This window comes from Cupriavidus sp., from assembly GCF_057315035.1.
In genome coordinates, this window is the sequence record NZ_DBHKYV010000025.1 from 1 (window position 1) to 20,345 (window position 20,345).

Annotated in this window: 23 protein-coding genes; 16 read left to right on the forward strand and 7 right to left on the reverse strand. The window is 62.7% G+C overall.

Annotated features, from left to right (window positions below):
• Positions 1 to 77 precede the first annotated feature (77 nt).
• A complete protein-coding gene (locus ACO550_RS25040) occupies positions 78 to 551 on the reverse strand; it encodes a deaminase (RefSeq protein WP_315598320.1) in 474 nt (157 codons plus the stop codon).
• Positions 552 to 638: 87 nt separating this feature from the next.
• Between ACO550_RS25040 and ACO550_RS25045 the strand changes: the two genes are divergently transcribed.
• The 6 genes from ACO550_RS25045 to ACO550_RS25070 all read left to right on the forward strand — a co-directional run bounded on the left by ACO550_RS25045 (position 639) and on the right by ACO550_RS25070 (position 4,432).
• The gene (locus ACO550_RS25045; RefSeq protein WP_315598319.1) at positions 639 to 1,139 is read left to right on the forward strand and encodes a DUF3016 domain-containing protein; all 501 of its coding nucleotides are present in this window, start codon (positions 639 to 641) and stop codon (positions 1,137 to 1,139) included.
• 77 nt (positions 1,140 to 1,216) lie between these two features.
• Positions 1,217 to 1,633 (forward strand): cupin domain-containing protein, encoded by a 417-nt coding sequence (locus tag ACO550_RS25050; protein ID WP_315598318.1) that lies wholly within the window; start codon positions 1,217 to 1,219, stop codon positions 1,631 to 1,633.
• Positions 1,634 to 1,641: 8 nt separating this feature from the next.
• The gene (locus tag ACO550_RS25055) at positions 1,642 to 2,007 is read left to right on the forward strand and encodes a hypothetical protein (protein WP_315598317.1); all 366 of its coding nucleotides are present in this window, start codon (positions 1,642 to 1,644) and stop codon (positions 2,005 to 2,007) included.
• Positions 2,008 to 2,116: 109 nt separating this feature from the next.
• Positions 2,117 to 3,190: a linear amide C-N hydrolase gene (locus ACO550_RS25060; RefSeq protein WP_315598316.1), complete on the forward strand. Its 1,074-nt coding sequence runs from the start codon at positions 2,117 to 2,119 to the stop codon at positions 3,188 to 3,190.
• A gap of 49 nt (positions 3,191 to 3,239) precedes the next feature.
• Entirely contained in the window at positions 3,240 to 3,797 is a 558-nt protein-coding gene (locus tag ACO550_RS25065) for a J domain-containing protein (protein WP_315598315.1), read from the forward strand.
• 89 nt (positions 3,798 to 3,886) lie between these two features.
• Positions 3,887 to 4,432: a hypothetical protein gene (locus tag ACO550_RS25070; RefSeq protein WP_315598314.1), complete on the forward strand. Its 546-nt coding sequence runs from the start codon at positions 3,887 to 3,889 to the stop codon at positions 4,430 to 4,432.
• 16 nt (positions 4,433 to 4,448) lie between these two features.
• On the opposite strand, the gene ACO550_RS25075 is transcribed toward ACO550_RS25070, so the two are convergent.
• Positions 4,449 to 5,234, reverse strand: a complete 786-nt coding sequence (locus ACO550_RS25075; protein ID WP_315598313.1) for an IclR family transcriptional regulator — start codon at positions 5,232 to 5,234, stop codon at positions 4,449 to 4,451.
• A gap of 117 nt (positions 5,235 to 5,351) precedes the next feature.
• Between ACO550_RS25075 and ACO550_RS25080 the strand changes: the two genes are divergently transcribed.
• Both ACO550_RS25080 and ACO550_RS25085 read left to right on the forward strand, forming a co-directional pair.
• On the forward strand, positions 5,352 to 6,695 hold the full coding sequence (locus ACO550_RS25080; protein WP_315598312.1) for an MFS transporter: 1,344 nt from the start codon (positions 5,352 to 5,354) through the stop codon (positions 6,693 to 6,695).
• 2 nt (positions 6,696 to 6,697) lie between these two features.
• Positions 6,698 to 7,153, forward strand: coding sequence for a type II 3-dehydroquinate dehydratase (locus ACO550_RS25085; protein WP_315598311.1), 456 nt, complete (start codon positions 6,698 to 6,700; stop codon positions 7,151 to 7,153).
• A gap of 60 nt (positions 7,154 to 7,213) precedes the next feature.
• On the opposite strand, the gene ACO550_RS25090 is transcribed toward ACO550_RS25085, so the two are convergent.
• Positions 7,214 to 7,873 (reverse strand): hypothetical protein, encoded by a 660-nt coding sequence (locus tag ACO550_RS25090; RefSeq protein ID WP_315598310.1) that lies wholly within the window; start codon positions 7,871 to 7,873, stop codon positions 7,214 to 7,216.
• Complete coding sequence (locus ACO550_RS25095; RefSeq protein ID WP_315598309.1) at positions 7,870 to 9,276, reverse strand: selenium-binding protein SBP56-related protein; 1,407 nt, start codon at positions 9,274 to 9,276, stop codon at positions 7,870 to 7,872. Before ACO550_RS25095 ends, ACO550_RS25090 begins: the two co-directional genes overlap by 4 nt.
• Positions 9,277 to 9,508: 232 nt before the next feature.
• Here ACO550_RS25095 and ACO550_RS25100 point away from each other — a divergent pair, with 232 nt between their 5' ends.
• The 6 genes from ACO550_RS25100 to ACO550_RS25125 are packed head-to-tail and all read left to right on the forward strand — an operon-like array spanning position 9,509 to position 15,357.
• Positions 9,509 to 10,609 (forward strand): ABC transporter substrate-binding protein, encoded by a 1,101-nt coding sequence (locus ACO550_RS25100; RefSeq protein ID WP_485994993.1) that lies wholly within the window; start codon positions 9,509 to 9,511, stop codon positions 10,607 to 10,609.
• Positions 10,610 to 10,611: 2 nt separating this feature from the next.
• Entirely contained in the window at positions 10,612 to 11,466 is an 855-nt protein-coding gene (locus ACO550_RS25105; protein WP_315598308.1) for an ABC transporter permease subunit, read from the forward strand.
• 12 nt (positions 11,467 to 11,478) lie between these two features.
• The gene (locus tag ACO550_RS25110) at positions 11,479 to 12,267 is read left to right on the forward strand and encodes an ABC transporter permease subunit (RefSeq protein ID WP_315598307.1); all 789 of its coding nucleotides are present in this window, start codon (positions 11,479 to 11,481) and stop codon (positions 12,265 to 12,267) included.
• Between the two features lie 21 nt (positions 12,268 to 12,288).
• Positions 12,289 to 13,059, forward strand: a complete 771-nt coding sequence (locus ACO550_RS25115; protein ID WP_315598306.1) for an ABC transporter ATP-binding protein — start codon at positions 12,289 to 12,291, stop codon at positions 13,057 to 13,059.
• Between the two features lie 19 nt (positions 13,060 to 13,078).
• Positions 13,079 to 14,005 (forward strand): TauD/TfdA family dioxygenase, encoded by a 927-nt coding sequence (locus ACO550_RS25120; RefSeq protein ID WP_315598305.1) that lies wholly within the window; start codon positions 13,079 to 13,081, stop codon positions 14,003 to 14,005.
• A 2-nt stretch (positions 14,006 to 14,007) separates the two neighbouring features.
• Positions 14,008 to 15,357, forward strand: coding sequence for an NtaA/DmoA family FMN-dependent monooxygenase (locus ACO550_RS25125; RefSeq protein ID WP_315598304.1), 1,350 nt, complete (start codon positions 14,008 to 14,010; stop codon positions 15,355 to 15,357).
• Between the two features lie 19 nt (positions 15,358 to 15,376).
• Here the strand turns inward: ACO550_RS25125 and ACO550_RS25130 are convergent, their stop codons facing one another.
• Positions 15,377 to 16,204, reverse strand: coding sequence for a phosphate/phosphite/phosphonate ABC transporter substrate-binding protein (locus tag ACO550_RS25130; RefSeq protein ID WP_315598303.1), 828 nt, complete (start codon positions 16,202 to 16,204; stop codon positions 15,377 to 15,379).
• On the reverse strand, positions 16,191 to 17,195 hold the full coding sequence (locus ACO550_RS25135) for a fatty acid desaturase (protein ID WP_315598302.1): 1,005 nt from the start codon (positions 17,193 to 17,195) through the stop codon (positions 16,191 to 16,193). The genes ACO550_RS25130 and ACO550_RS25135 overlap by 14 nt, the downstream gene beginning before the upstream one ends.
• Positions 17,196 to 17,402: 207 nt before the next feature.
• Between ACO550_RS25135 and ACO550_RS25140 the strand changes: the two genes are divergently transcribed.
• Positions 17,403 to 18,215 (forward strand): MetQ/NlpA family ABC transporter substrate-binding protein, encoded by an 813-nt coding sequence (locus ACO550_RS25140; protein ID WP_315598301.1) that lies wholly within the window; start codon positions 17,403 to 17,405, stop codon positions 18,213 to 18,215.
• Positions 18,216 to 18,295: 80 nt separating this feature from the next.
• Here the strand turns inward: ACO550_RS25140 and ACO550_RS25145 are convergent, their stop codons facing one another.
• On the reverse strand, positions 18,296 to 18,886 hold the full coding sequence (locus ACO550_RS25145) for an HD domain-containing protein (protein WP_315598300.1): 591 nt from the start codon (positions 18,884 to 18,886) through the stop codon (positions 18,296 to 18,298).
• Positions 18,887 to 18,991: 105 nt separating this feature from the next.
• On the opposite strand from ACO550_RS25145, the gene ACO550_RS25150 reads away from it, so the two are divergent.
• Positions 18,992 to 20,314, forward strand: a complete 1,323-nt coding sequence (locus tag ACO550_RS25150) for a DUF3422 family protein (protein ID WP_315598299.1) — start codon at positions 18,992 to 18,994, stop codon at positions 20,312 to 20,314.
• Positions 20,315 to 20,345 lie beyond the last annotated feature (31 nt).

Here is a 20,345-nt window from a genome sequence, read left to right on the forward strand (position 1 = left end):
GGAAGTGTCAACCATGTCCTCGCACACCTGTCACCTATGTCCCCGGTCCATACACGCGGGAGAGGGGAGCACCCCCCTCAGCTTTTGGCGTTCTGCCGGTTTTTCCATTCCTCATACAGATCCGCATCGCCTTCCAATCGGACAGGCATGTACTCGATCTTCATCGACTGGTCAGCAAACGGCTTGGCCAGGTCGGCGTAGATCGCCGCTGTCGACAAGCCAAACGGTTCACCGTCGTCGTTCGAATAGGCGTACGTGACTTCGGCCACGCCAGCCAGCCGCATCGCCGCCATGCACATCGGACATGGATGACCGCTGGCATAGACCGCACTGCCGGCAAGGCCCGAACTACCCGGCTTCTGGCTTGCGGCGCGAATCGCATTGAGTTCGGCATGCGAGGTTGGGTCATTGGTCTTGTGGATTTCATTGACCGCGGTCGCCACGACTTCGCCGTCCTTGACGATCACTGCCCCGAACGGGCGGCCCCCGCTCTTCATGTTTGCCTGCGCCAGGCGGATCGCTTCGCGCAGGTATTGCTGTGCGTTCGTCATATCGCATCTCCAGATTCGTAGCCGACCAATAATAACCGCGCGATGTACTAAGCTCATAAAGGCTGCATTCTCCTGAAGGGGGCCGCCATGTCCCGCTTTCCCGCCTTTATGGTGGCCATGCTCGCCACGCTCGGTTCGGCCATCGCTGCCGAGCCGCCGTCGAGCGCGTTGACCATTACCTTCGTTCATCCCGAAACCTATACCGACGCGTCGAAATCGTACGGGTATGGCAGCGATCCCCATGTGCTCGATGCGATCCGCCAGCACCTGCAAAAGCTGGCCGCTCGCGAATTGCCGCCCGGTTATTCGCTGTCGATCGAAATCCTCGACGTCGACCTGGCCGGCTATGTCGACTGGCGCTATCGGGGCGAGGTGCGCGTGATCCGCGATGCCACCTGGCCACGCATGACGCTGCGCTACGCGCTCAGGCATGGTGACCAGACCATCGCCAGCGAGCAGGAGCGTATCAACAACATGAATTTCAACTGGGGCGTGAACCTGTATGGCTACAGCGACCCGCTGCGCTATGAAAAGGCCATGCTCGACGACTGGTTCGAGCGGGCCGTTGCGCGGCGCGTGCACGGTTGAGCGGCACGGCCTTTCATTTGCGTGATGCGGCAGGCCAACTAGACTGAAGCGATTGCAACCCGCGGCGGAGGCATGTCATGGCCGTATCCACGGAACACCCTGTCAGTCATTCCACGTTGGCATTCGGACGCATCTATGCCGACGAGGACGGCGAGTCACACTTCGGCGCATTGTCCTTCGAGATGACCGAGCGAAATTTTGCGCCGCCAGCGCCGGCGTTTCGTGTGTCGCGCATGGACGAGGCGGTGCGACAAGGCTTCCTGGTATTACCAACTGGATGGGTCGGCGAACTGCATCCGACACCGATGCGGATGTGGATCTTCATGCTCGATGGAGAGATGGAGTTCGAGGCATCCGACGGCAACCGTCGCTCATTGGTGCCGGGCAGCGCGCTGCTGCTTGAGGACACCCATGGCAAAGGCCATCGCAGCCATGTGATCGGCGGCAATATCGCTACGCTCGCCGTCGTGCAAATGCCGGTACCTGGCCGCTGAGCCCGCGGATGCCGACACCCGACCAGGCACCCGCTGCGCCACCTACACCACCCCCGCCAGGGGTGCCGGCTGGCTACCGGCAAGGCATCATCACGGCCATCACCGTTTTGCTGGGTTTTTCCCTGGCGTTCTGGCGCTTCTGGGGTTTCGAAAGCCCGGGCCACTGGCACGCCGGTTCCGTGCTGGCGGCGCTATGCCTGGTGCTTGCCGTGGTACTGCAGATCCTCGCGCTGTTTCGCGCACTGCGCATCGAAGACGAAGCTGTTGCCGAGTACCGCAAGACCGTGCGCTGGTTTATCGCCTCCGCGATCGCCCTGGTGCTGGGCCTGACACTGGCAATGATGGACGCGGCCATCCTCGATCAGGCCGGTTGAACGCAAGCCGGTTGATCGCAAAGGGCTTGGGCAATCACGTCTCGTTCGGATAACATGGCCGTCACTTGCCACATGCAAGATGTCCAGCCATCCGCAATGAGGAGTCGAAATGCGCCACCCTCGTCGTCTGGTTTATCCGTGTGTCATTGCGGCCGCCATCCTGGCTGCCACCCCTGCCCTGGCCTGCACCCGCGTGGTCTATCTGGGCGCCAATAACGATGTGATCACGGCCAGGTCGATGGACTGGAAGAACGACATCGACACCAATCTCTATATATTGCCGCGCGGCATTGCGCGCACCGGCGAGACGGGTCCCAATTCCATCAAATGGACCGCGAAATACGGCAGCCTCGTGGCCACCGGCTACGATGTCTCCACTACCGACGGCATGAACGAGAAAGGCCTGGCAACACAGCTGCTCTGGCTCGCGGAATCGCAGTACCCCCAGTTCGGCAAGAATTCGCGCCCAGGCCTGAGCATCGCCGCATGGGCGCAGTACGTGCTCGACAACTTCGCAACAGTCGCCGAGGCCGTGGCCGCGCTCGAGAAGGAACCGTTCACGATCGTCTCCGACAATGTGCCCGGAGAACAGCGCCTGACCACGCTGCACCTTTCGATGTCGGATGCATCCGGCGACAGCGCGATCGTCGAGTACATCCATGGCAAGCAGGTCATTCACCATGACCGCAAGTACCAGGTGATGACCAATTCGCCCACGTTCGACGAACAGCTCGCGCTCAACCAGTACTGGACGCAGATCGGGGGCACCACGTTCCTGCCCGGCACCAACCGCGCATCCGACCGCTTTGCGCGCGCATCGTTCTATGTGAATGCCATTCCAAAGAGCGAAGACCCCGTGGTGGCACTGGCAAGCGTTTTCAGCGTGATCCGCAATACGTCGGTGCCCTACGGCATCAACACCCCCAATGAACCGAATATCTCGTCCACGCGCTGGCGCACCGTGGTGGACCACAAGCGTCTGCTGTACTTCTTCGAGTCGGCGCTGACACCCAATACTTTCTGGGTCGACCTGAAGCAGCTGGACTTCGCTACCGGGGCACCGGTGAAGCGTCTGGACCTGGGAAAATCGCAGCGCAATACCTTCAATGGCGAGGTATCGAAGAGTTTCAAGCCAGCGCCGGCTTTTCGCTTCCTGGGGCTCGACAGCAACCGCGGAAGTTGAGGTTGGCCGTGCTAGGATCGGGGTTTTCCAGTATTCCAGACCAGCCCCCATGACCACGCTCTATGCAACCCTTGGCGTGCAAGCGGACGCCACGCTGGACGATATCAAGCGCGCCTACCGCCGGGCGGCGATGAAGTGGCATCCAGATCGCAACCCTGGCCGGGAGTCCGAGGCTCACGCGGTATTCCAGGAAGTGCGGGCTGCCTACGCGATTCTTTCCGATACCGAGCAGCGGCAAATCTACGACGACGTTTTCGAGCGCGAAATGCAACGCTGGCAAGCCGAGCATGCGGCGCAGGAAGCGCAGGAACGCGAAGCCCAGGAACAGGCAATGCGCGCCGCGCAGGAGCATTACGAGCAGATGGTTTCATTGGCAATGCGGTTTGCCGATGCGGGCCACAACCGCGACGTAGTGTTCGGCGTGCTGCTGGGCCACGACTGCGAGGCCGAACTCGCGGCCCGCATCGCGGACAGCGTCTGGGCCCTGCATCAGTCCCGCAACGCGACTGCGCAGGAGGTCGAGGAGCCTGAACCCGAGACTCCACACAAGAGCCAGTCCAATGCATTCGAGTCGTTCTGGCACGGCCTGTTCCGCTTCCATTCCTGAGCAGTACGCGCGTTGCTCAGTGCATTGCTCAAGTTGCCGGCCCGGAAAGCCGTAGAATCCTGCGGAGATCGTCTGGAGGATTACTTTCAATGAAGAAGGCTTTACTGTTTGCCGCCGCGCTGTGCGCGTCCGCTGCCAACGCCCAGTCGTCGGGCAATGCGGCGGCACCGCTGGGCCTGGAACTCGGCAAGACCAAGTGTGCGAAGTTGACACCGGGGCCGAACCGCGAGAAGGCCGGCACCGCGCAATGGGCCGGCGGTGACGCAATCGAAATCCGCAACCTGGACCGCTTCAACCTGCCCGGGCTGACCCGCGCGATTGTCAATTGCGATAACCAGGACAATGTTGCGCTCGTCACGCTGACCTTCGAGCGCTCGGCGCTTGACGAAGTCAGCCAGAAGCTCGACGCCCACTATGCGTCGAAGCGCAAGACCGAGCCCGGCGCCCAGAACGGCTACGCCGAGTGGGCCGCGTCGAACGGCAGCCTCGAACTGCTCTACGCGCGCGATGGCAAACAATTTACCGTGGCGTACTGGGGCATCGGCGCCAAGGCCAAGTACTTTGCCTACGGCGCCCATGACAAGGCACCGGCGGCACCCGCACCCGCACCCGCGAAGCAGCCCGCTCCGCTGTAAGCCCGTTCCCCTTCCCTCAGCCCTTTCCAAGCGGTGGCCGGGACAGAAACCCGGCCATATTGCTTAGCTTTGCCAGTTCGTTGGCCGCTTCGATCAGTAGTGCCGAGTGTTCGTGGATCCGGGCGGCGGTCAGGCGCGTCCTGGGTCCTGCCAGACTGATGACGCCAACGCAGCGGGAGCCACGAATCACCGGGACCGCCACGGCCGCCATGCGCGCGGCAAACACCTCGTCGATCATCGCATAGCCGCGTACTCGCGCCGCATGCAGGAAGCCCAGCAGCGCTTTCAAGGTGGTGGGAGCGTTGGGTCCGAACTCATTGGGCTGTCCGAAACCCTGTTTCATTACCAGCGCCACCGCGTCTTCGTCGGACATCGTCATCAGCCACGCGTGACCCGTTGACGTGCAGGATAGCCGTGCGGCAACGCCCATATCCGGGTCATAGCGAAATCCGGTGCGCTGTCCGTCGGCCTTCGCTACCCAGATGATGGCCTCGCCATCGACCAATGACAGGCGTGCCAACTCACCGGTCTGCACCGCGATGCGTTCGATGATGGGCTGCGCAATATCGGCGATACCGGTCAGGCTCAGGAACTCCAGTCCATTCGATGTCATGCGCATCGTCAGGATATAGCGGCTATGTTCCACCAGTTGGCGCACATAGCCGCCCTCGACAAGCTCGGCCAACACGCGATGGCACGTGCTGCGCGGCAGGTCCAGCGCGTCCGCGATCGCTACCAGCCCTACGCCCTCACCCTGCGAGGCCAGGAAATCAAGAATCCTCAGTCCGGCTTTCAGTGACATTTTTCATGATACGAAATAGAGTTCCGGTATGGAACGCGGCACCCCTGCCGCGCAAACAATAGCAGTGCACGCAACGCGTAGCAATGCAGACAAGATACTCATAACAGGGGAGACAACATGTCAGTACTAGCTGACTCGAATATCGCGGCCGGTGAGGAAGCTGGCCAGCAGGCGTCGATGGCGAAGCGCGCGGTGGCCGGCGCGACCATCGGCACCGCGCTCGAATGGTTTGACTTCGCGCTCTACGGCGTGGTGGCAGCCACGATTTTTCCGAAGCTGTTTTTCCCGTCGCTGGACCCTACCGCGTCGTTGCTCGCCTCACTGGCAAGCTTCTGGGCCGGCCTCGCGGCGCGACCACTGGGCGCAATCATCTGCGGCATCCTTGGCGACCGCTGGGGTCGCCGCAACCTGATGCTGATTACGGTGTCGGTAATGGGTGTGTCGTCATTCCTGATGGGGCTGCTGCCGACCTACCAGCAAGTGGGCATTCTTGCCCCGATCCTGCTGGTCAGCCTGCGCATCGTCCAGGGTTTCGCATTGGGCGGCGAATCCACGGGTGCCCAGTTGATGGCGGTCGAGCACGCTGCCCCCGATCGCCGCGGCCTGTTCTCGGGGTTCCTCGGCATCTGCTCGCCGTTGAGCCAGATCCTGGCCAACCTGACCTTGTTCGCACTCGCGGCGGCACTGTCGCCCGAAGACTTCGAGTCGTTCGGCTGGCGGATTCCGTTTCTCGCAAGCTTCGTGCTCGTGATCCTGGGTATCTATATCCGCATGAAGGTCAGCGAGACTCCGGCATTCCAGGCGCTCAAGAAAAGCGGCCAACCAGTGCGCACCGGCAATCCGCTAGGCATCGTCTTCAAGTATCACTGGAAAACCGCGCTGCGACTGACGCTGTTCTTCTGCGGCCCCGCTGCGCTGTTCTACCTGATCGTGGTGTTCTCGCTCAGCTACCTGACCCGCAACCTCGGCGTGCCCAAGCAGACCGGCTTCATGTTCCTGATGGTCGCCAATGCATGCGCCATTGTCGGCGCACTGGCGGGTGGGTATCTCAGCGATCGGATCGGACGCAAGCGCGCCCTGCTGATCGGGTCGTTCTGCACGCTGGTCTGCTGCCTGATCTATTTTCCGATCCTGAACCAGCATTCGATCGGCATGACCATGGCCATCATGGGCGCCTTCCTGGGATTCACGCAGTTCCAGAGCGGCATTCAGCCGGTGTGGTTCGCGGAGTCGTTCCCCACCGAGGCGCGCTACACGGGCTCGGCACTGTCGTACTCAGGCGCCAACCTGCTGACCGGGGGCCCGATGCCGATCATCGCCGTGGCCTTGCTCGAAACGTTCCATGGATCGCCGTGGGCCATCGTCGCGGTCTGTGGCTCGCTGAACCTGCTCTCTTTCATCATGATCGCCATTTCCCGCGAAACCCGGGGAACGGCGCTGGAAACCAGCCACGCGCACTAAGCATGAATCGAAAACTCTACATCCTCAATGGCTCCAACCTGAACATGCTGGGCGTCAGGGAACCCCATATCTATGGCAGCACCACGCTCAAGGATATCGAGCAGAACTGCCTGGCCATGGCCGAATCCCTCAAGTTCGATTGTGTGTTCCGGCAGACCAACAGCGAAAGCGAACTCATCGAATGGATTCAGGAGGCGTACTTCCAGGATGCGGCGCTGATCATCAATCCTGCCGGCTTCTCGTTCGGACGAATTCCGGTACTCGATGCAGTCAAGCTGATCCGCAGACCAGTGGTCGAAGTTCATATCAGCAATATTCACCGACGCTCGGAGGAGTACCGGCATTCGACAATTTCGGTGGCCGCCACGGCAGTGATTTGCGGGGCAGGCGCCAATGGCTACCTGCTGGCCATGCGGGCAGTAGAAGATCTGTGGGCGCAGCAGGGAACAACAGCTTGAAATACTGATGATGTGCTCCCCTCTCCCGCGCAGCGGGAGAGGGGAGCCAAAAACTCGCAACTACTCTGCCACCAGCAGCGTTAGCGCGGCCCCTCCCACCAGCACCAGACTCAGCGCCCACACCGCGTCCAGATTGAACCAGCTGCGCCCCACGAAGCGCGGTCCAAGGTAGCGCCACGTCAGCCAGGACAGCGTGCCGCCGGCCATCAGCATGGCCGCCGTATGTACCGCCGCCACGAGCAGGGCCATGCCCACATTGCCAAAGGCCAGCGCACCAGCCGCAAGATGCCCGGCGTCCGACTGCTTGCACAGGCCAAGGTAGATCGGCACCAGCATCAGACCGGCACCATGTGCAATCGCGATTGCAAACGACCACAGTGCGAGTCGCGATGGCGGGATGCGTGACAACGTGCGTGGGTGACGGCGCCGCGCGAGCAGCAGCAGACCGTACGCAATCACCAGCACACACGCGCCAAAGCGGATCTGCGTTTCCCAGGCGACCAATGACGCCAGCACGCCGAACGGCAAGGTCACGGCCAATATCGCCAGCGCATGACCAATCCCAAGATAGCCGAGCGCGGTGAACATGGCAGGCTGGCTGCGCACGAGCATGCCGCTGGAAACCGCCAGCGGCCACCCCATCGCCGGGTTAAGGCCATGGTACAGGCCGCTCGCCAGCACTGCCGCCCAGAGGCCTCCCTGCTCCCAGGCTGGTGTCAAGCGTTCACCGACGGATAGCAGAACGAATCCGTCGAGCAGTCGCCACCTTCGAGGCGAATCTGGTGCGCACGGTAGCCGTCCGGGAAAGTCACGCGAAAGTCTTTGGCCAGCGTCAGGCCGCCATCGGCACCGGCGTTCGCCATGACCTGCATGCCGGGCACACCATCGGGGTAGAACTGGTTATCCCAGGTCGAATAGAGCGAGTTGGTCCAGTAGACGCGACGGCCATCGCGGCTGATCTCCACCATTTGCGGACCACCGGCGAATGCAGTGCCATCCGGATGCGGCGTACGCCGCGCGATACCACCCAAATGGACCGAGCCAGAAAGCTTCGGCTTGCGCGGATCGCTGACATCGTACTGGCGCATCTCACCCGTCCCCCAGCACGATACATAGAGAAAGCGGTCGTCCATCGACAGATCGATATCGGTCACCAGCGGCGGTACCGCGCCAAAGCCCTGCAGCAGCGGCGGCAGGTCGTCCTTCGCCGCGGGTTCGGCCGGGATCGTGGCCGTCTTCTCGATATGGAACTGGCCGCCTTCGCGCCACCAGGTCCAGATCGATCCCTCAAGGTTCGTGGTATCGACAACCACACCGACAAAGCCATACTCACGCACCGGATCATGTGCCGGCCGCACTTCGAGCGCCATCTGGTGCTGTGCGCCAAGATCCAGCGTCTGCACATTGCGCCGCGCGCGCAGGTCCCAGAAATGCAGCCGGTGTCCGTAGCGGTTGCCGAGCAGGTCTTCGGGCACCAGCCCGTTCTCGAACTGCGGCGGCAGCGCCCATTCGCTGGACACCATGTAGTCGCGTGGCAGGTTCCACCAGAAGTCGTAGTGCTTTTCCTGCGCGCCGCGCTCGATTTCCCAGCGGCCCAGTACCTCGAAGGTCTCGCAATCCATGATGAAGATGCCGGGCGCACCTTCGGTGCCATCGGCACCACCCCCGCCAAGGGTACTGATGTAGATACCTTCGGGCCCGCAGTGCACGGTATGCGGCCGCGAGTAACCGGTCTTGCGGAAAATCTCTTCTGGCTCGATCACCTTGTGCATCGCTGCCTGCGTCGGATGCGGCTTGGTGTCGACGATATAGATACGCGAGCTGCGCATGCCCGGAATGATCAGGAAACGTCGCTCCAGGAATGCGTGGCCGGTCAGCGGCGACAGGGCCGACGAACACGCGTTCCAGCCGAAGTGATGCAGTTCGTCGCCCTTTTCCGTCATCGGCACGGTATGCACCACGTTGCCGTAGCGCGGCGAGTTTGGGTCGACGTCGATGACCGCGAGCGCATCGGGCTGTGTGCCATCGGGGCGTAGCAGCAATGTGTAGGCGTAGGTTTCCACCGGCGCTTCCATCGCCAGCCGTGGCGAGGCATGAAACGTCGGATCTGGCCGCAGGTTCATGGTGGAGCCTCCTTGGCGCCGAAGTGGCGTGCGAGCCTACCTAGCCTAGGACGGCATCTCCCGTACGTCAACGCGGCGCTTCGAGCTTAGTCACGCAAGCGGCGCATGCGAACGAAGAAATCCGCATGCCGATATGCCACCTCATCCGATAACAAACACCAGAATCCTTCGTTCTGACCGCACCGTGCCCGCGCGTATCGTTGGACCTCCCTTCACTACGACACGCGCCCCGATGACCGTGCCCCACAATCCCGCGCGCCGCACCGCCATGATCCGCGCTGCGCGCCAAGGCCTCGGCGCCGCTGCCCTGTTTTCAACCTTCGGCGCATCGGCCAGCGCGCGCCCCGATGTGATCCGCATCGGCGTGGCCCAACCGGCTACCGGTACCCCGCCGACCTTCGCCGGAAGCTCGCTGTCGATCGCGCATGCCAAGGGCTGGGTCGAGGAAGCATTCAAACCGGCCGGCACACGTGTGGAGTGGTTCTTCTTCAAGGGTGCCGGGCCGGCGGTCAACGAGGCCTTGACCAACCGGCAACTCGACTTCGCGCTGCAGGGTGACCTGCCGTCGATCGTTGCGCGCGCGGCCGGCCTGAAGACAAAGCTGGTACTGGCCACCGGCGTGCGCGCCAACATCTATATCGGTGTGCCACCCGATTCGCCACTGAAGTCGGTAGCCGATCTGCGCGGCAAGCGGGTATCGCTGTTCAAGGGCACCAACATGCATCTGCCGGCGCTGCGGCTGCTGGAGGCCAACGGCCTGACCGACAAGGACCTGCGCCTGCTGAACCTGGACACTGCCGGCTACCTGGCGGCGCTCAGCACACGCGATATCGATGCGGCCATCGGCGCCATGGATATCTTGCGCCTGCGCGACAAGGGTGCGGTACGCATCCTCTTCAGCAGCAAGAACCAGTCGCCAATCTACACGCGGCAGAGTCATGTACTGGTAACCGAGGACTTCAGCAACCGCTATCCGGAAGCCACCCAGCAGTTCGTCAAGACCGCCGTCGAAGCTGCGCGCTGGGCCTCGGACGAAACGCATCGTGAAGAGGTACTACGCACGTGGGCGCGAGCCGGCACGCCATACGAACACTGGAAGGAGGACTTCGATGGCGAACCACTGCGCGTGCGCCTGAATCCGAACTTCGATCCGTTCCTGGTCTCGCGCTACAAGGACGCCAGCGAGCAGGCCTACCGCTTCCGCCTGAGCCGCGCACGGTTCGACGTGGACCAGTGGATCGACCAGCGCTATCTGAAGGCCGCGCTGAACGACCTGAGCCTGCAGAGTTACTGGCCGATCTATCAACCGAACGGCAAGATCCTGGGAGCCTGACGATGGCCGCCAATCCGATAGCGCTAGAAGCCCCGACCACCGCTGTCACCGCAGTTGCGGCGCCAACCTCAGCGACAGCGGAGCGCCACGTGCTTGCACGTTGGCTCGGCAACACGTTGCTGGCGTGGCCCGTGCCACTGGCCCTGCTGGCGCTCTGGTACCTTGCCGCACGCTACGAGTGGGTCCCGCCACAGGTTCTGCCGGCACCCGACGCCGTGCTGCAAACACTCGACGAGTTGTATCGCAGCGGAGAGCTGTGGTCCAACCTGCAGGTCAGCGCTTTGCGCGTACTCGGTGGCTTCGCGGTGGGGCTGTCCGGCGGATTGGCACTGGGCGCCGCCATGGGTCTGTCGCCGCGCTTTCGCGACTACGTCTATCCGACGTTCAAGGCGTTCAGCCAGGTGCCGGTGCTCGGCTGGTTGCCGTTGCTGATGCTGCTGGTCGGCATCGACGAGGCGCTCAAGATCATCCTGATCGCGAAGGCCGCGCTGGTACCGATCGCGATCAACACTTGCAAGGGCATCGAGAACGTACCGGCGCGCTATCTGGAAGTGGCCCGTGTGCTCAGGCTGACGCGCTGGCAGACACTCTCGCGGGTGGTGGTGCCCGCCGCTGCGGCGCCGATATGGAACGGCGTTCGCTACGGACTGACCCACGCCTGGCTGGCGCTGGTGGTAGTGGAACTGCTGGCGTCATCGGAAGGGCTTGGCTACATGATCGTCTACGGACGCCAGCTGTTCCAGCTGGACATGGTGATCGCCGCGGTGATCGTGGTTGGCGTGGTGGGCTTCACGCTGGACAAGGTTCTGGCCATTGCCGAACAGGCCGTGCTGCGCTGGCGCAAGCCTGGCTTCTGAGGAGACTCCACCATGACGACTCCCGCAACGCCTGCAATCCCCCGGGTACTGCGCGGCTGGATACTGCCTTTGACGTTGCTCGCACTATGGTGGGCTGCCGTGGCATTCGGCTGGTCCACTTCTCCGCTACTGGTACCGGTCTCGAAGGTCTGGGCCACTGCCGTTGACCAGGTCGCCACAGGCAAGCTGTTCGTCGCGCTGCAGGCAAGCCTGTGGCGGGACCTGGCAGGCTTCACGATCGGGTCGATCGCCGGCCTGATGTTCGGCGCGGCGCTGGGGCTCTCGCGCCTGTTCGAGAAGCTCGTGGGGCCGACCTTTCATACCGTCAAGCAGATCTCGCTGTTCGCATGGATTCCGCTGATCTCGGTCTGGTTCGGGCTCGGCGATGCGGCCAAGGTGGTGTTCCTCTCGCTCGCCGCGTTCTTCCCGGTGGTACTGAACACGTTCGAAGGTATCCGAGCGGTACCGGCGGACCTGCTCGAAGTCGCGCGCGTGCTGCGCTTCTCGCGCTGGCAGACCTTAAGGCGCGTGGTGCTTCCGGCTGCTTCGCCTTCCATCTTCGCGGGCATTCATCTGGCGCTGATCTACGCGTGGCTGGCCACGCTGGGCGCCGAGTACCTGCTCGTGGCGGGCAAGGGTATCGGCAACACGATGACCGATGGCCGCGAGAATTTCTGGATGGACCTGGTGCTCTTCGGCGTGATCGTGGTCGGCATGGTCGGCTTTACGCTGAACTGGATTGCCGCCCGCATCGAAGCCTACCTGCTGCGCTGGCGCGGCCGCTCGGTTGCGGCTGCATAACCCCTATCAATCGGAGTCGTCATGCCCCACGCCGGCACACTCAATATCACGCACCTGCACAAGCACTACGACGTCAAGGGCAAGACCTTGCCAGTCCTGGAGGACGTGTCGCTGTCCATCGCCCCCGGTGAATTCGTCAGCATCGTAGGTGCCAGCGGTTGCGGCAAATCCACGCTGCTGCGTCTGGTGGTGGGCCTGGAAGACGAATATCGTGGCGAGATCCGCCTCGATGGGCAGCGCGTGGTCGGCACCAGCCTGCAACGCGGCATCGTGTTTCAGGAACACCGGCTGTTTCCGTGGCTGACCGTATCGCAAAACATCGCCCTGGCACTGATCAACAGCCCGCTCAGCGAAGGCGACAAATTCCGCACCGTGCAGTCGCACATCGCACTGGTCGGCCTGGAAGGCTTTGAGGGCGCCTATCCCTATCAACTGTCCGGTGGCATGTCCCAGCGCGTGGCCATTGCGCGCGCATTGGTAACACGCCCGGAAATCCTGCTGCTCGACGAACCGTTCGGCGCGCTCGATGCACTGACTCGCGCCCATCTGCAGCAGGAACTGCAACGTATCTGGCAGGCCGAGGGCATCACCATGATCCTCGTCACGCACGATGTCGAGGAAGCGGTGTTCCTGGGTGACCGGGTCGTCGTGATGGAACCGCGACCGGGCCGCATCCACCGCATCGTTCCCGTAGACCTGCCACACCCACGTGACCGCGCGTCGCCGGAGTTCGCCCGTGCGCGTGACAGCGTCATGCGCGAATTCCACGCCCAGAAAACCGTATCCCATTGATATCTTCCAGGAGCCTCTGATGACCCAATCGCTTCCTCACATCGATCTCGACGTTCATCCCGTTGCCGGCCGGATTGGCGCGGAAGTGCGCGGCGTCCGGCTCGATGGCGATTTGCCGCCGGCCGCCTTCGATGCCATCCGCATCGCGCTGCTGCGGCACAAGGTACTGTTCTTCCGTCATCAGGAGCATCTCGACGACGCCGCGCAGGAAGCCTTCGGCAAGCTGTTCGGTACACCGGTGGCGCACCCCACGGTCCCGGTGCAGGACGGCACCGATTACCTGCTCGAACTCGATTCCCGGCATGGTGGCCGCGCGAACTCGTGGCATACCGATGTGACGTTCGACCTCGCCTACCCGCAGGTATCGGTGCTGCGCGCAGTCAAGGTTCCAGCCGCCGGCGGTGACACGGTCTGGGCCAACACGGCAGCGGCCTACCAGGACCTGCCCCAACCGTTGCGGGATCTGGCCGATACACTCTGGGCATTGCATACCAATGACTACGACTATGCAGCCTCACGCCCGCAACCGGATAGTGAAGGCGCGCGCCGTTATCGCGAGGTCTTCACCTCCACGCTCTATGAGACCGAGCATCCGGTGGTGCGCGTGCATCCCGAGACCGGCGAGCGCACGCTGGTTCTTGGCCACTTCGTCAAGAAACTGCTCGGCTACTCATCGGTAGATTCGGCACATCTGGTGTCCCTGCTTCAAGGGCATGTGCACAGGCTTGAGAACACCGTGCGCTGGCGCTGGCAGGCTGGCGATGTGGCCATCTGGGACAACCGCGCCACGCAGCACTATGCCATCAACGACTACGGCGATGCGCATCGCATCGTGCGCCGTGTGACCATTGCCGGCGACGTACCGGTCAGCGTCGCGGGCGAGCCAAGCCGCGCCATCAAGCCGGTACCCGCACAGGATAGCCTTCAACAACGCAAGGCGGCCTGAACATGAGCACGGTTCCGCGACAACTCCATCTGGGCGCATTCGTGATGGCTACCGGACACCACGTGGCCGGATGGCGCCATCCTGAAGCGCATGCCGACGCCGGCCGCAGCCTGGCACACTATGCCGCGCTGGCCAGGCGCGCCGAGGCCGCCGGCTTCGACGCGCTGTTCCTGGCCGATGGCGTGGCAATACGCGGCATGGATGATGCCACGCTGCCACACACCGCGCGTGGCGCGACCTTCGAGCCATTGACCCTGCTTTCGGCACTGGCTGCGGTCACGCAACGCATTGGCCTGGTGGCCACCGTGTCCACCACATACAACGAGCCGTATCACGTGGCGCGCAAGTTCGCATCGCTCGATCACCTGAGCGGTGGACGCGCGGGCTGGAACGTGGTGACGTCCTGGTCCGATGCCGAAGCACGCAACTTCAATCTCGACCGCCATCCCGAACATGCGGACCGCTACGCGCGCGCCGAGGAATTCGTCGACGTGGTGACCGGCCTCTGGGATAGCTGGGAAGACGATGCCTTTGCCTATGACAAGGCCAGTGGGGTTCACTTCGACGCCACGAAGCTGCATCGGCTCGATCATCGCGGCAAGCACTTCCAGGTGCGCGGCCCGCTCAACGTTGCGCGCCCGCCGCAAGGCCATCCCGTGATCGTGCAGGCCGGTTCATCCGAAGCCGGACAGGAATTGGCCGCGCGTACCGCGGAGGTCATCTTCACCGCGCAGCAGTCTCTGGAGGGTGCACGGGCGTTCTACAAAGGTCTGAAGGGCAGGCTCGCGCGCTATGGGCGCTCGCCGGACCAGCTCAAGATCCTGCCCGGTGTGTTTCCGGTGGTCGGCCGCAGCACCGCGGAGGCTGAAGAAAAGTTTGAAGCGTTACAGGAACTCGTGCTGCCGTCTGTCGGGCTTGCATTGCTGTCACAACACCTGGGTGGCGTCGACCTGAGCGGATATCCCCTGGACGGGCCGCTGCCCGAGAATCTGCAGGAGCCGAACGGTGCCAAGAGCCGCTTCCAGCTGGTGACCGGGCTAGCGCGCGAAGAAGGCCTGACGATCCGGCAGTTGTACCGGCGCGTGGCAACGGCACGCGGGCACTGGTCAATCCACGGCACACCCGCGCAGATCGTCGACCAGTTGCAGGCGTGGTTCGAAGGAGAAGCTGCCGACGGCTTCAATGTGATGCCTCCCTGGCTGCCGGGCGGGCTCGACGACTTTATCGAACTGGTGCTGCCCGAACTACGCCGGCGCGGGTTGTTCCGCGAGCAATACACGGGTACCACCCTACGCGAACACCTCGGACTGGCGCGCCCCGCCGGCCGCACCGGCGTACGCGTGGCGGCATAGGCAACTCAGCGCCGCGCGGTCACGCCAGTTCGGCGTAGCCGCGCAGGCGCGCTTCCTGCGCCATCGCCGCAATCGGAAAATAGTCGGCCGCGGTGGTGCGCACGACGTCCTCCATGCGCAGGCGTGAACGCAGGCCCGGGTCTTCCTGCAGCACCTGTCGCAGCGCTACCCTGACCTGGCGCACCAGTGACGAACGGGCGCGTCGCGAGGCAATGAACGGCAGTCCCGGCACTGCACGCGTGATACCGATCTGCCGCAGGCCGTCCACCACCTGCGGGTGGTACTCGGCCGCGAATGCCAGCGTCACGCAATCGATCGCCGCCACATCGGCGTCGCCGCTCTTGACTGCGGCCAGCGAGCCCAGATGCGAACCCGTGCGTACTACACCTGCAAAGAAGCGGCCGTGATTGGCCAGCGGTGCCACGGCATGGCGTAGTGCGTTCATGCCGCTATGCGAATCCGGGCCGTTGCACGCAGCCCGTGCGCCGCGACACGACGCCAGCGTGGCCGGCCCGTCCGCATCGCGCACGACGATGGCGCTGCGATAGCTCTGCCGGTGACACCCCGGCACCTTGAAGCGTGGCGTACCGATCAGCCTGACATACGGCGCCAAGCCGTGAACCAGTGGATATCCGCAGGTTTGCGACAACAGCACGTCGTCACGCCGCCAGAACGCATGCAACGCGTCGGCGCCCTCGCCGGGATCCACGGCACTGAGGATCACCGAGCCCCGTTCGCGCGCCAGCAACTGGCCCACGCGATCGATCAATGCGAGCCAGTCCTCGCGCAACGATGCCGAGACGTTGTACATCGGCAGCGCTGCTACCCATCGTTCAGGCTTCGCCATAAGGAGATATCAGGTCAGGTGGTGGCAGGTCGGCATGCCGTGCGGACGGCTTGTGAAACAGTGGATGTGCAACCGGCGCCACGGCTCGCCACGCATAGCGGACCAGCCACTCGCGATAACCGCGCACGAAGAAGCCGTCGTTACGCGCCAGGTAGTCATGCGCGCGACGCCGATAGACCCACGCCAACGCAAACCACGGCACTGCAGGCAGGTCGTGATGCACCAGGTGGTAGTTGTTGTTCAGGAACAGCAGGCGCCAGCCCAATCCGGCATCATTGATCACACTGCGCGCCGCAAGTGAATCGCTGGCCCGATGCTCGTGGAACGAGCGGATCGCCGCCAGCGACAACGCCGGATACGCAACGCCGGCCAGCACCAGCCAGACCGGCATGCCGCACGATGTCTGCAACCATGCCAGCAATGCGCCGAGCAGCGTCAGGTGCGTGAGCCACGCCGGCACATCGTGCCAGTCGCCGGCGCGGAGCCTGGCAACCGCGTCAACGGCAATGGCACCGATCGAAAACGCAGGTTGCAACAGCACGCGCCCTGCCATGGTGTTGCGCACGGCATAGAGCCGACGCATCGCCGGACTCGCGGCATGCCAGTCTCCTGCATAGAGAAAATAGCTTTCCGGGTCGGCGGCGGGCTCCGTCAATTCAGCCGCGTGGTGCTGCAGATGCGCGCGACGGTACAGCCGGTACGGCAACCATATGCCCAGCGGTGCAATGCCGAACAACGCGTTGAGCCATGGCAGGCGCGTGGGATGCCCGTGCAGCAATTCATGCTGCAACGACAGGAACCACGTGGTGCATAGCGTCAGCAACAGGCATGCGAGCGGCAGCCCCAGCCTCACGGCATTGGCGGCAACTCCGAACCATGCAGCGTACACCGCGACAATCAGGATCCACGTCGGCAATTCGGAACGCCAAAGCCAATGGCGACCAGCACGTGCCAGCTCCACGCGCTGGCGGTCGTCGAGATAGGTGGCCATCGGTTCCGCCAACGCTGTGTCAATGAAGACGCAGGATACGGGGAGCCATACCGATGCGGGAACGAAGCATTGTCTCTAACGTTATGCGAACGGAAACCGGCTTTGCTAAGTTGGAATCGTTCTTTGACGCGTTTGAGCGCGGCTTCGCAAAATTCTTCCCACGCAGCTTCAGTTGCCAACGACTTTCATAAGAGAAAAGGGAGCCAGATGATTATCAAGACAGGGATCCGTGCGCTTGTGGCACTGCTGGCGTTCGGCATCGTACAGGCTTCGAACGCAGCCGATGCGGACAAGAAGGAAATTCGTTTTGGCGCCACGGCAGGCCCGTACGCAGACCAGGTTCGCTACGGCATCAAGCCGGTGCTGGAGCAACGTGGCTACAAGGTCACCATCATCGAGTTCAGCGACTACGTGCAACCAAACCTGGCGCTGGCCGACGGAGCGATTGATGCCAATGCATTCCAGCACGTGGTGTACCTGAAGAAATTCTCGGCGGATCGCAAGCTGCAACTGTCGGAGTTGATCCAGGTCCCCACCGCACCGATCGGCATCTACAGCCGCAAACACAAGACCCTGACGGAAGTGAAACCCGGAGCCACCGTGTCACTGCCGAACGACCCTACAAATCTCGCGCGTGCAATCGCCATCCTGCAACAGATCGGCTGGGTCACGCTCAAGCCGGGCACTGATACCGTGCGCGCATCGGAACGCGATATCGAAGGCAATCCGCACAAACTCAAGCTGATCCAGCTGGAAGCCGCACAACTGCCGCGCTCACTCGACGACGTTGACTACGCGTTCGTCAACGGCAACTTTGCCTTGGCCGCAGGCCTGAAACTGACCACGGCACTGACACTCGAAAAGATCCCGGACTACTACATGAACCTGGTGGCCGTGCGTAGCGACGACCTGAACAAGCCCTTCGTGGCCGACATCCGCGACGCCTATCGCTCCGCTGAATTCAAGTCGGTCACGCAACAGCGCTTCGCGGGCTTCGTGCCGCCGGCTTATCAGCGTTGAGGGTGGGCTACCATCTCTCGTGATGCCCCTGGTTGTCTCCCCTCTCCCGCGCGCGGGAGAGGGGAGCAAGATGTGGTCCCTCATTCGGCCTTTGGCTTACGGAAATGCTCTTCCACAAGCCTGGCCGATTCTTCCCACAGCACCGGCGCTCCACGCTCGATAGGTGGTCGATAGCGGGCCAAGGCTTGCTCTTCGGTGACGTGACACTCGACCCAACTGCCGCCTCCGGTTGCGGCGTTGTGAAGTAGCGGCTGGAAGCGGTCCAACGATTTTGCGAAGATGGCGTCGTCGCTTTGCGTCGCCTCGAACTCGGCCCACAGACTGCGAAACTCCGCGGCTTGCGCGTCTGGCAGCAATGAGAAAATCCGCTCGGCCGCCTGCTCCTCCCGTTCCGCCTGACCGGCCTGGGCTGCCGGGTCATGAAACGGAACATCGCCCGCATCGATCTCCACAATGTCATGGATCAGGAGCATCTTCACCACGCGCAACACATCAACAGGTGCTGCTGCATGCTCCGACAGGACCAGCGCATACATGGCGAGGTGCCACGAATGTTCGGCACTGTTTTCCCGACGCGACTGATTGATAAGCGGCGTCATGCGCACGACACTCTTCAGCAGATCAATCTCCCGGAGAAATGACAGCTGGCGTTCCAGGTTGGCGAGGTTCACGATAAATGCGGGCGGTGTGGGATATGCTCGGAATTCTAGCAGCGCGGGGCGACAGCGCATCTTAGACTGGCTACAATAGGCCATACATTTTGCCTGCTCAGTCTCATGGACCACCCACTGCGCGCCACTCTGGCCAACGAACTACATGCGCGCCCCTTCTTGCGCCTTGAAGGCTCCGTAGCCCTCGCACATCTGGCTGTTTATGCAGAGGACAATTCAACGGTTCACGATGTATTGCTGCGAGACCTATGCGCGCTTTCCGGTCTGCCTGAGCCGGCGGACCGTTGCACTCACTATGCTGCGAACTGGAGCGAGCATCGACAGCTGAAGTGGGAGCGTCATACCGAGTTCTCCACGTACACCTTTGTGGCAGCGCGCGACGATGGCGATTATTTCTCGGACCTGGCTACGGAGCACGTGCCACAGGAATGGTTTGCAGGCATCGCGGGTAAGCGCTTCGTGGGTATCCGCATGGAGCTCGTCTCTGGTTCGCGCGCTCCCGAGGCACGTGCCAACTACCGGCAGTGGATTGATGGTCCCATCGCCGCCGGCAGTCGCGTGCTGGGCAATGGGGAGGTATTTTGCGACTGGACGATCAAACCCGACAGCTTCTCGCGCTTTCTCATCATTGATGACGGCTTCCGCGAGGCCCAGAGTGGTCGGCTGCTTCAGCGTCTCTACGAGATTGAGACCTATCGCATGATGGCGCTGCTGGCGTTGCCGGAGGCACGCCAGCTTGGGCAGTCTCTTGATACGCTGCAGCGGACACTAGGGGTGCTCCTCAAGAGCATGGACCGTGACCAGGCGGACCGCGACGACTCGCAGTTGCTGGGCGACCTGACCCATCTCGCGGTACGCAGTGAAGCGTTGGCTGACTGCGGCCATCGATTCAGCGCCAGCCGCGCGTACGAAAAGCTGGTGCTGGCACGGATTCAGGAGCTTCGCGAGGAGCGCATCGATGGAATTCCCACCATCGCGGAGTTCATGGAGCGACGATTCGCGCCGGCGATGGATACATGCAAGGCAAGCTGGAACCGCCTGGAACAGTTCACTGTCCGCGTTGCACGCGCAGTTGACCTCCTGCGTACCCGTGTGAGCCTGGTGCAGGAAGCTAACACCACGCGACTGCTGGAGGGAATGGACCGCACGGCCCGCAGCCAGCTTCATCTCCAGCATGCGGTGGAAGGCCTGTCCGTCGCGGCCATTTCTTACTACGTGCTGTCGCTAACCGGCGTCGCACTGAAATCCCTGCATGCCGCCGACTTTTCAGTCGACCATGAACTTGTCGAAGGCTTGCTCATTGCACCCGTCGTCGCGCTGGTGTTCTTTATCACGCGACGCAGTAAGCGACATGGGGGAAACAAAGAGGTCTCGTCTCTCATGAGCAGGGAAAATTCCGGTAAGACGTCTACAGCCGAACCTACCTGAAGCGACTTCGCAACGTCCCCCTCGTCGGCAG

Bases quoted from the DNA above. Each gene is read 5' to 3' on its own strand.
- ACO550_RS25040 (WP_315598320.1), bottom strand. From the start codon at position 551: ATGACGAACGCACAGCAATACCTGCGCGAAGCGATCCGCCTGGCGCAG.
- ACO550_RS25045 (WP_315598319.1), top strand. From the start codon at position 639: ATGTCCCGCTTTCCCGCCTTTATGGTGGCCATGCTCGCCACGCTCGGT.
- ACO550_RS25050 (WP_315598318.1), top strand. From the start codon at position 1,217: ATGGCCGTATCCACGGAACACCCTGTCAGTCATTCCACGTTGGCATTC.
- ACO550_RS25055 (WP_315598317.1), top strand. From the start codon at position 1,642: ATGCCGACACCCGACCAGGCACCCGCTGCGCCACCTACACCACCCCCG.
- ACO550_RS25060 (WP_315598316.1), top strand. From the start codon at position 2,117: ATGCGCCACCCTCGTCGTCTGGTTTATCCGTGTGTCATTGCGGCCGCC.
- ACO550_RS25065 (WP_315598315.1), top strand. From the start codon at position 3,240: ATGACCACGCTCTATGCAACCCTTGGCGTGCAAGCGGACGCCACGCTG.
- ACO550_RS25070 (WP_315598314.1), top strand. From the start codon at position 3,887: ATGAAGAAGGCTTTACTGTTTGCCGCCGCGCTGTGCGCGTCCGCTGCC.
- ACO550_RS25075 (WP_315598313.1), bottom strand. From the start codon at position 5,234: ATGTCACTGAAAGCCGGACTGAGGATTCTTGATTTCCTGGCCTCGCAG.
- ACO550_RS25080 (WP_315598312.1), top strand. From the start codon at position 5,352: ATGTCAGTACTAGCTGACTCGAATATCGCGGCCGGTGAGGAAGCTGGC.
- ACO550_RS25085 (WP_315598311.1), top strand. From the start codon at position 6,698: ATGAATCGAAAACTCTACATCCTCAATGGCTCCAACCTGAACATGCTG.
- ACO550_RS25095 (WP_315598309.1), bottom strand. From the start codon at position 9,276: ATGAACCTGCGGCCAGATCCGACGTTTCATGCCTCGCCACGGCTGGCG.
- ACO550_RS25100 (WP_485994993.1), top strand. From the start codon at position 9,509: ATGACCGTGCCCCACAATCCCGCGCGCCGCACCGCCATGATCCGCGCT.
- ACO550_RS25105 (WP_315598308.1), top strand. From the start codon at position 10,612: ATGGCCGCCAATCCGATAGCGCTAGAAGCCCCGACCACCGCTGTCACC.
- ACO550_RS25110 (WP_315598307.1), top strand. From the start codon at position 11,479: ATGACGACTCCCGCAACGCCTGCAATCCCCCGGGTACTGCGCGGCTGG.
- ACO550_RS25115 (WP_315598306.1), top strand. From the start codon at position 12,289: ATGCCCCACGCCGGCACACTCAATATCACGCACCTGCACAAGCACTAC.
- ACO550_RS25120 (WP_315598305.1), top strand. From the start codon at position 13,079: ATGACCCAATCGCTTCCTCACATCGATCTCGACGTTCATCCCGTTGCC.
- ACO550_RS25125 (WP_315598304.1), top strand. From the start codon at position 14,008: ATGAGCACGGTTCCGCGACAACTCCATCTGGGCGCATTCGTGATGGCT.
- ACO550_RS25130 (WP_315598303.1), bottom strand. From the start codon at position 16,204: ATGGCGAAGCCTGAACGATGGGTAGCAGCGCTGCCGATGTACAACGTC.
- ACO550_RS25135 (WP_315598302.1), bottom strand. From the start codon at position 17,195: ATGGCCACCTATCTCGACGACCGCCAGCGCGTGGAGCTGGCACGTGCT.
- ACO550_RS25140 (WP_315598301.1), top strand. From the start codon at position 17,403: ATGATTATCAAGACAGGGATCCGTGCGCTTGTGGCACTGCTGGCGTTC.
- ACO550_RS25150 (WP_315598299.1), top strand. From the start codon at position 18,992: ATGGACCACCCACTGCGCGCCACTCTGGCCAACGAACTACATGCGCGC.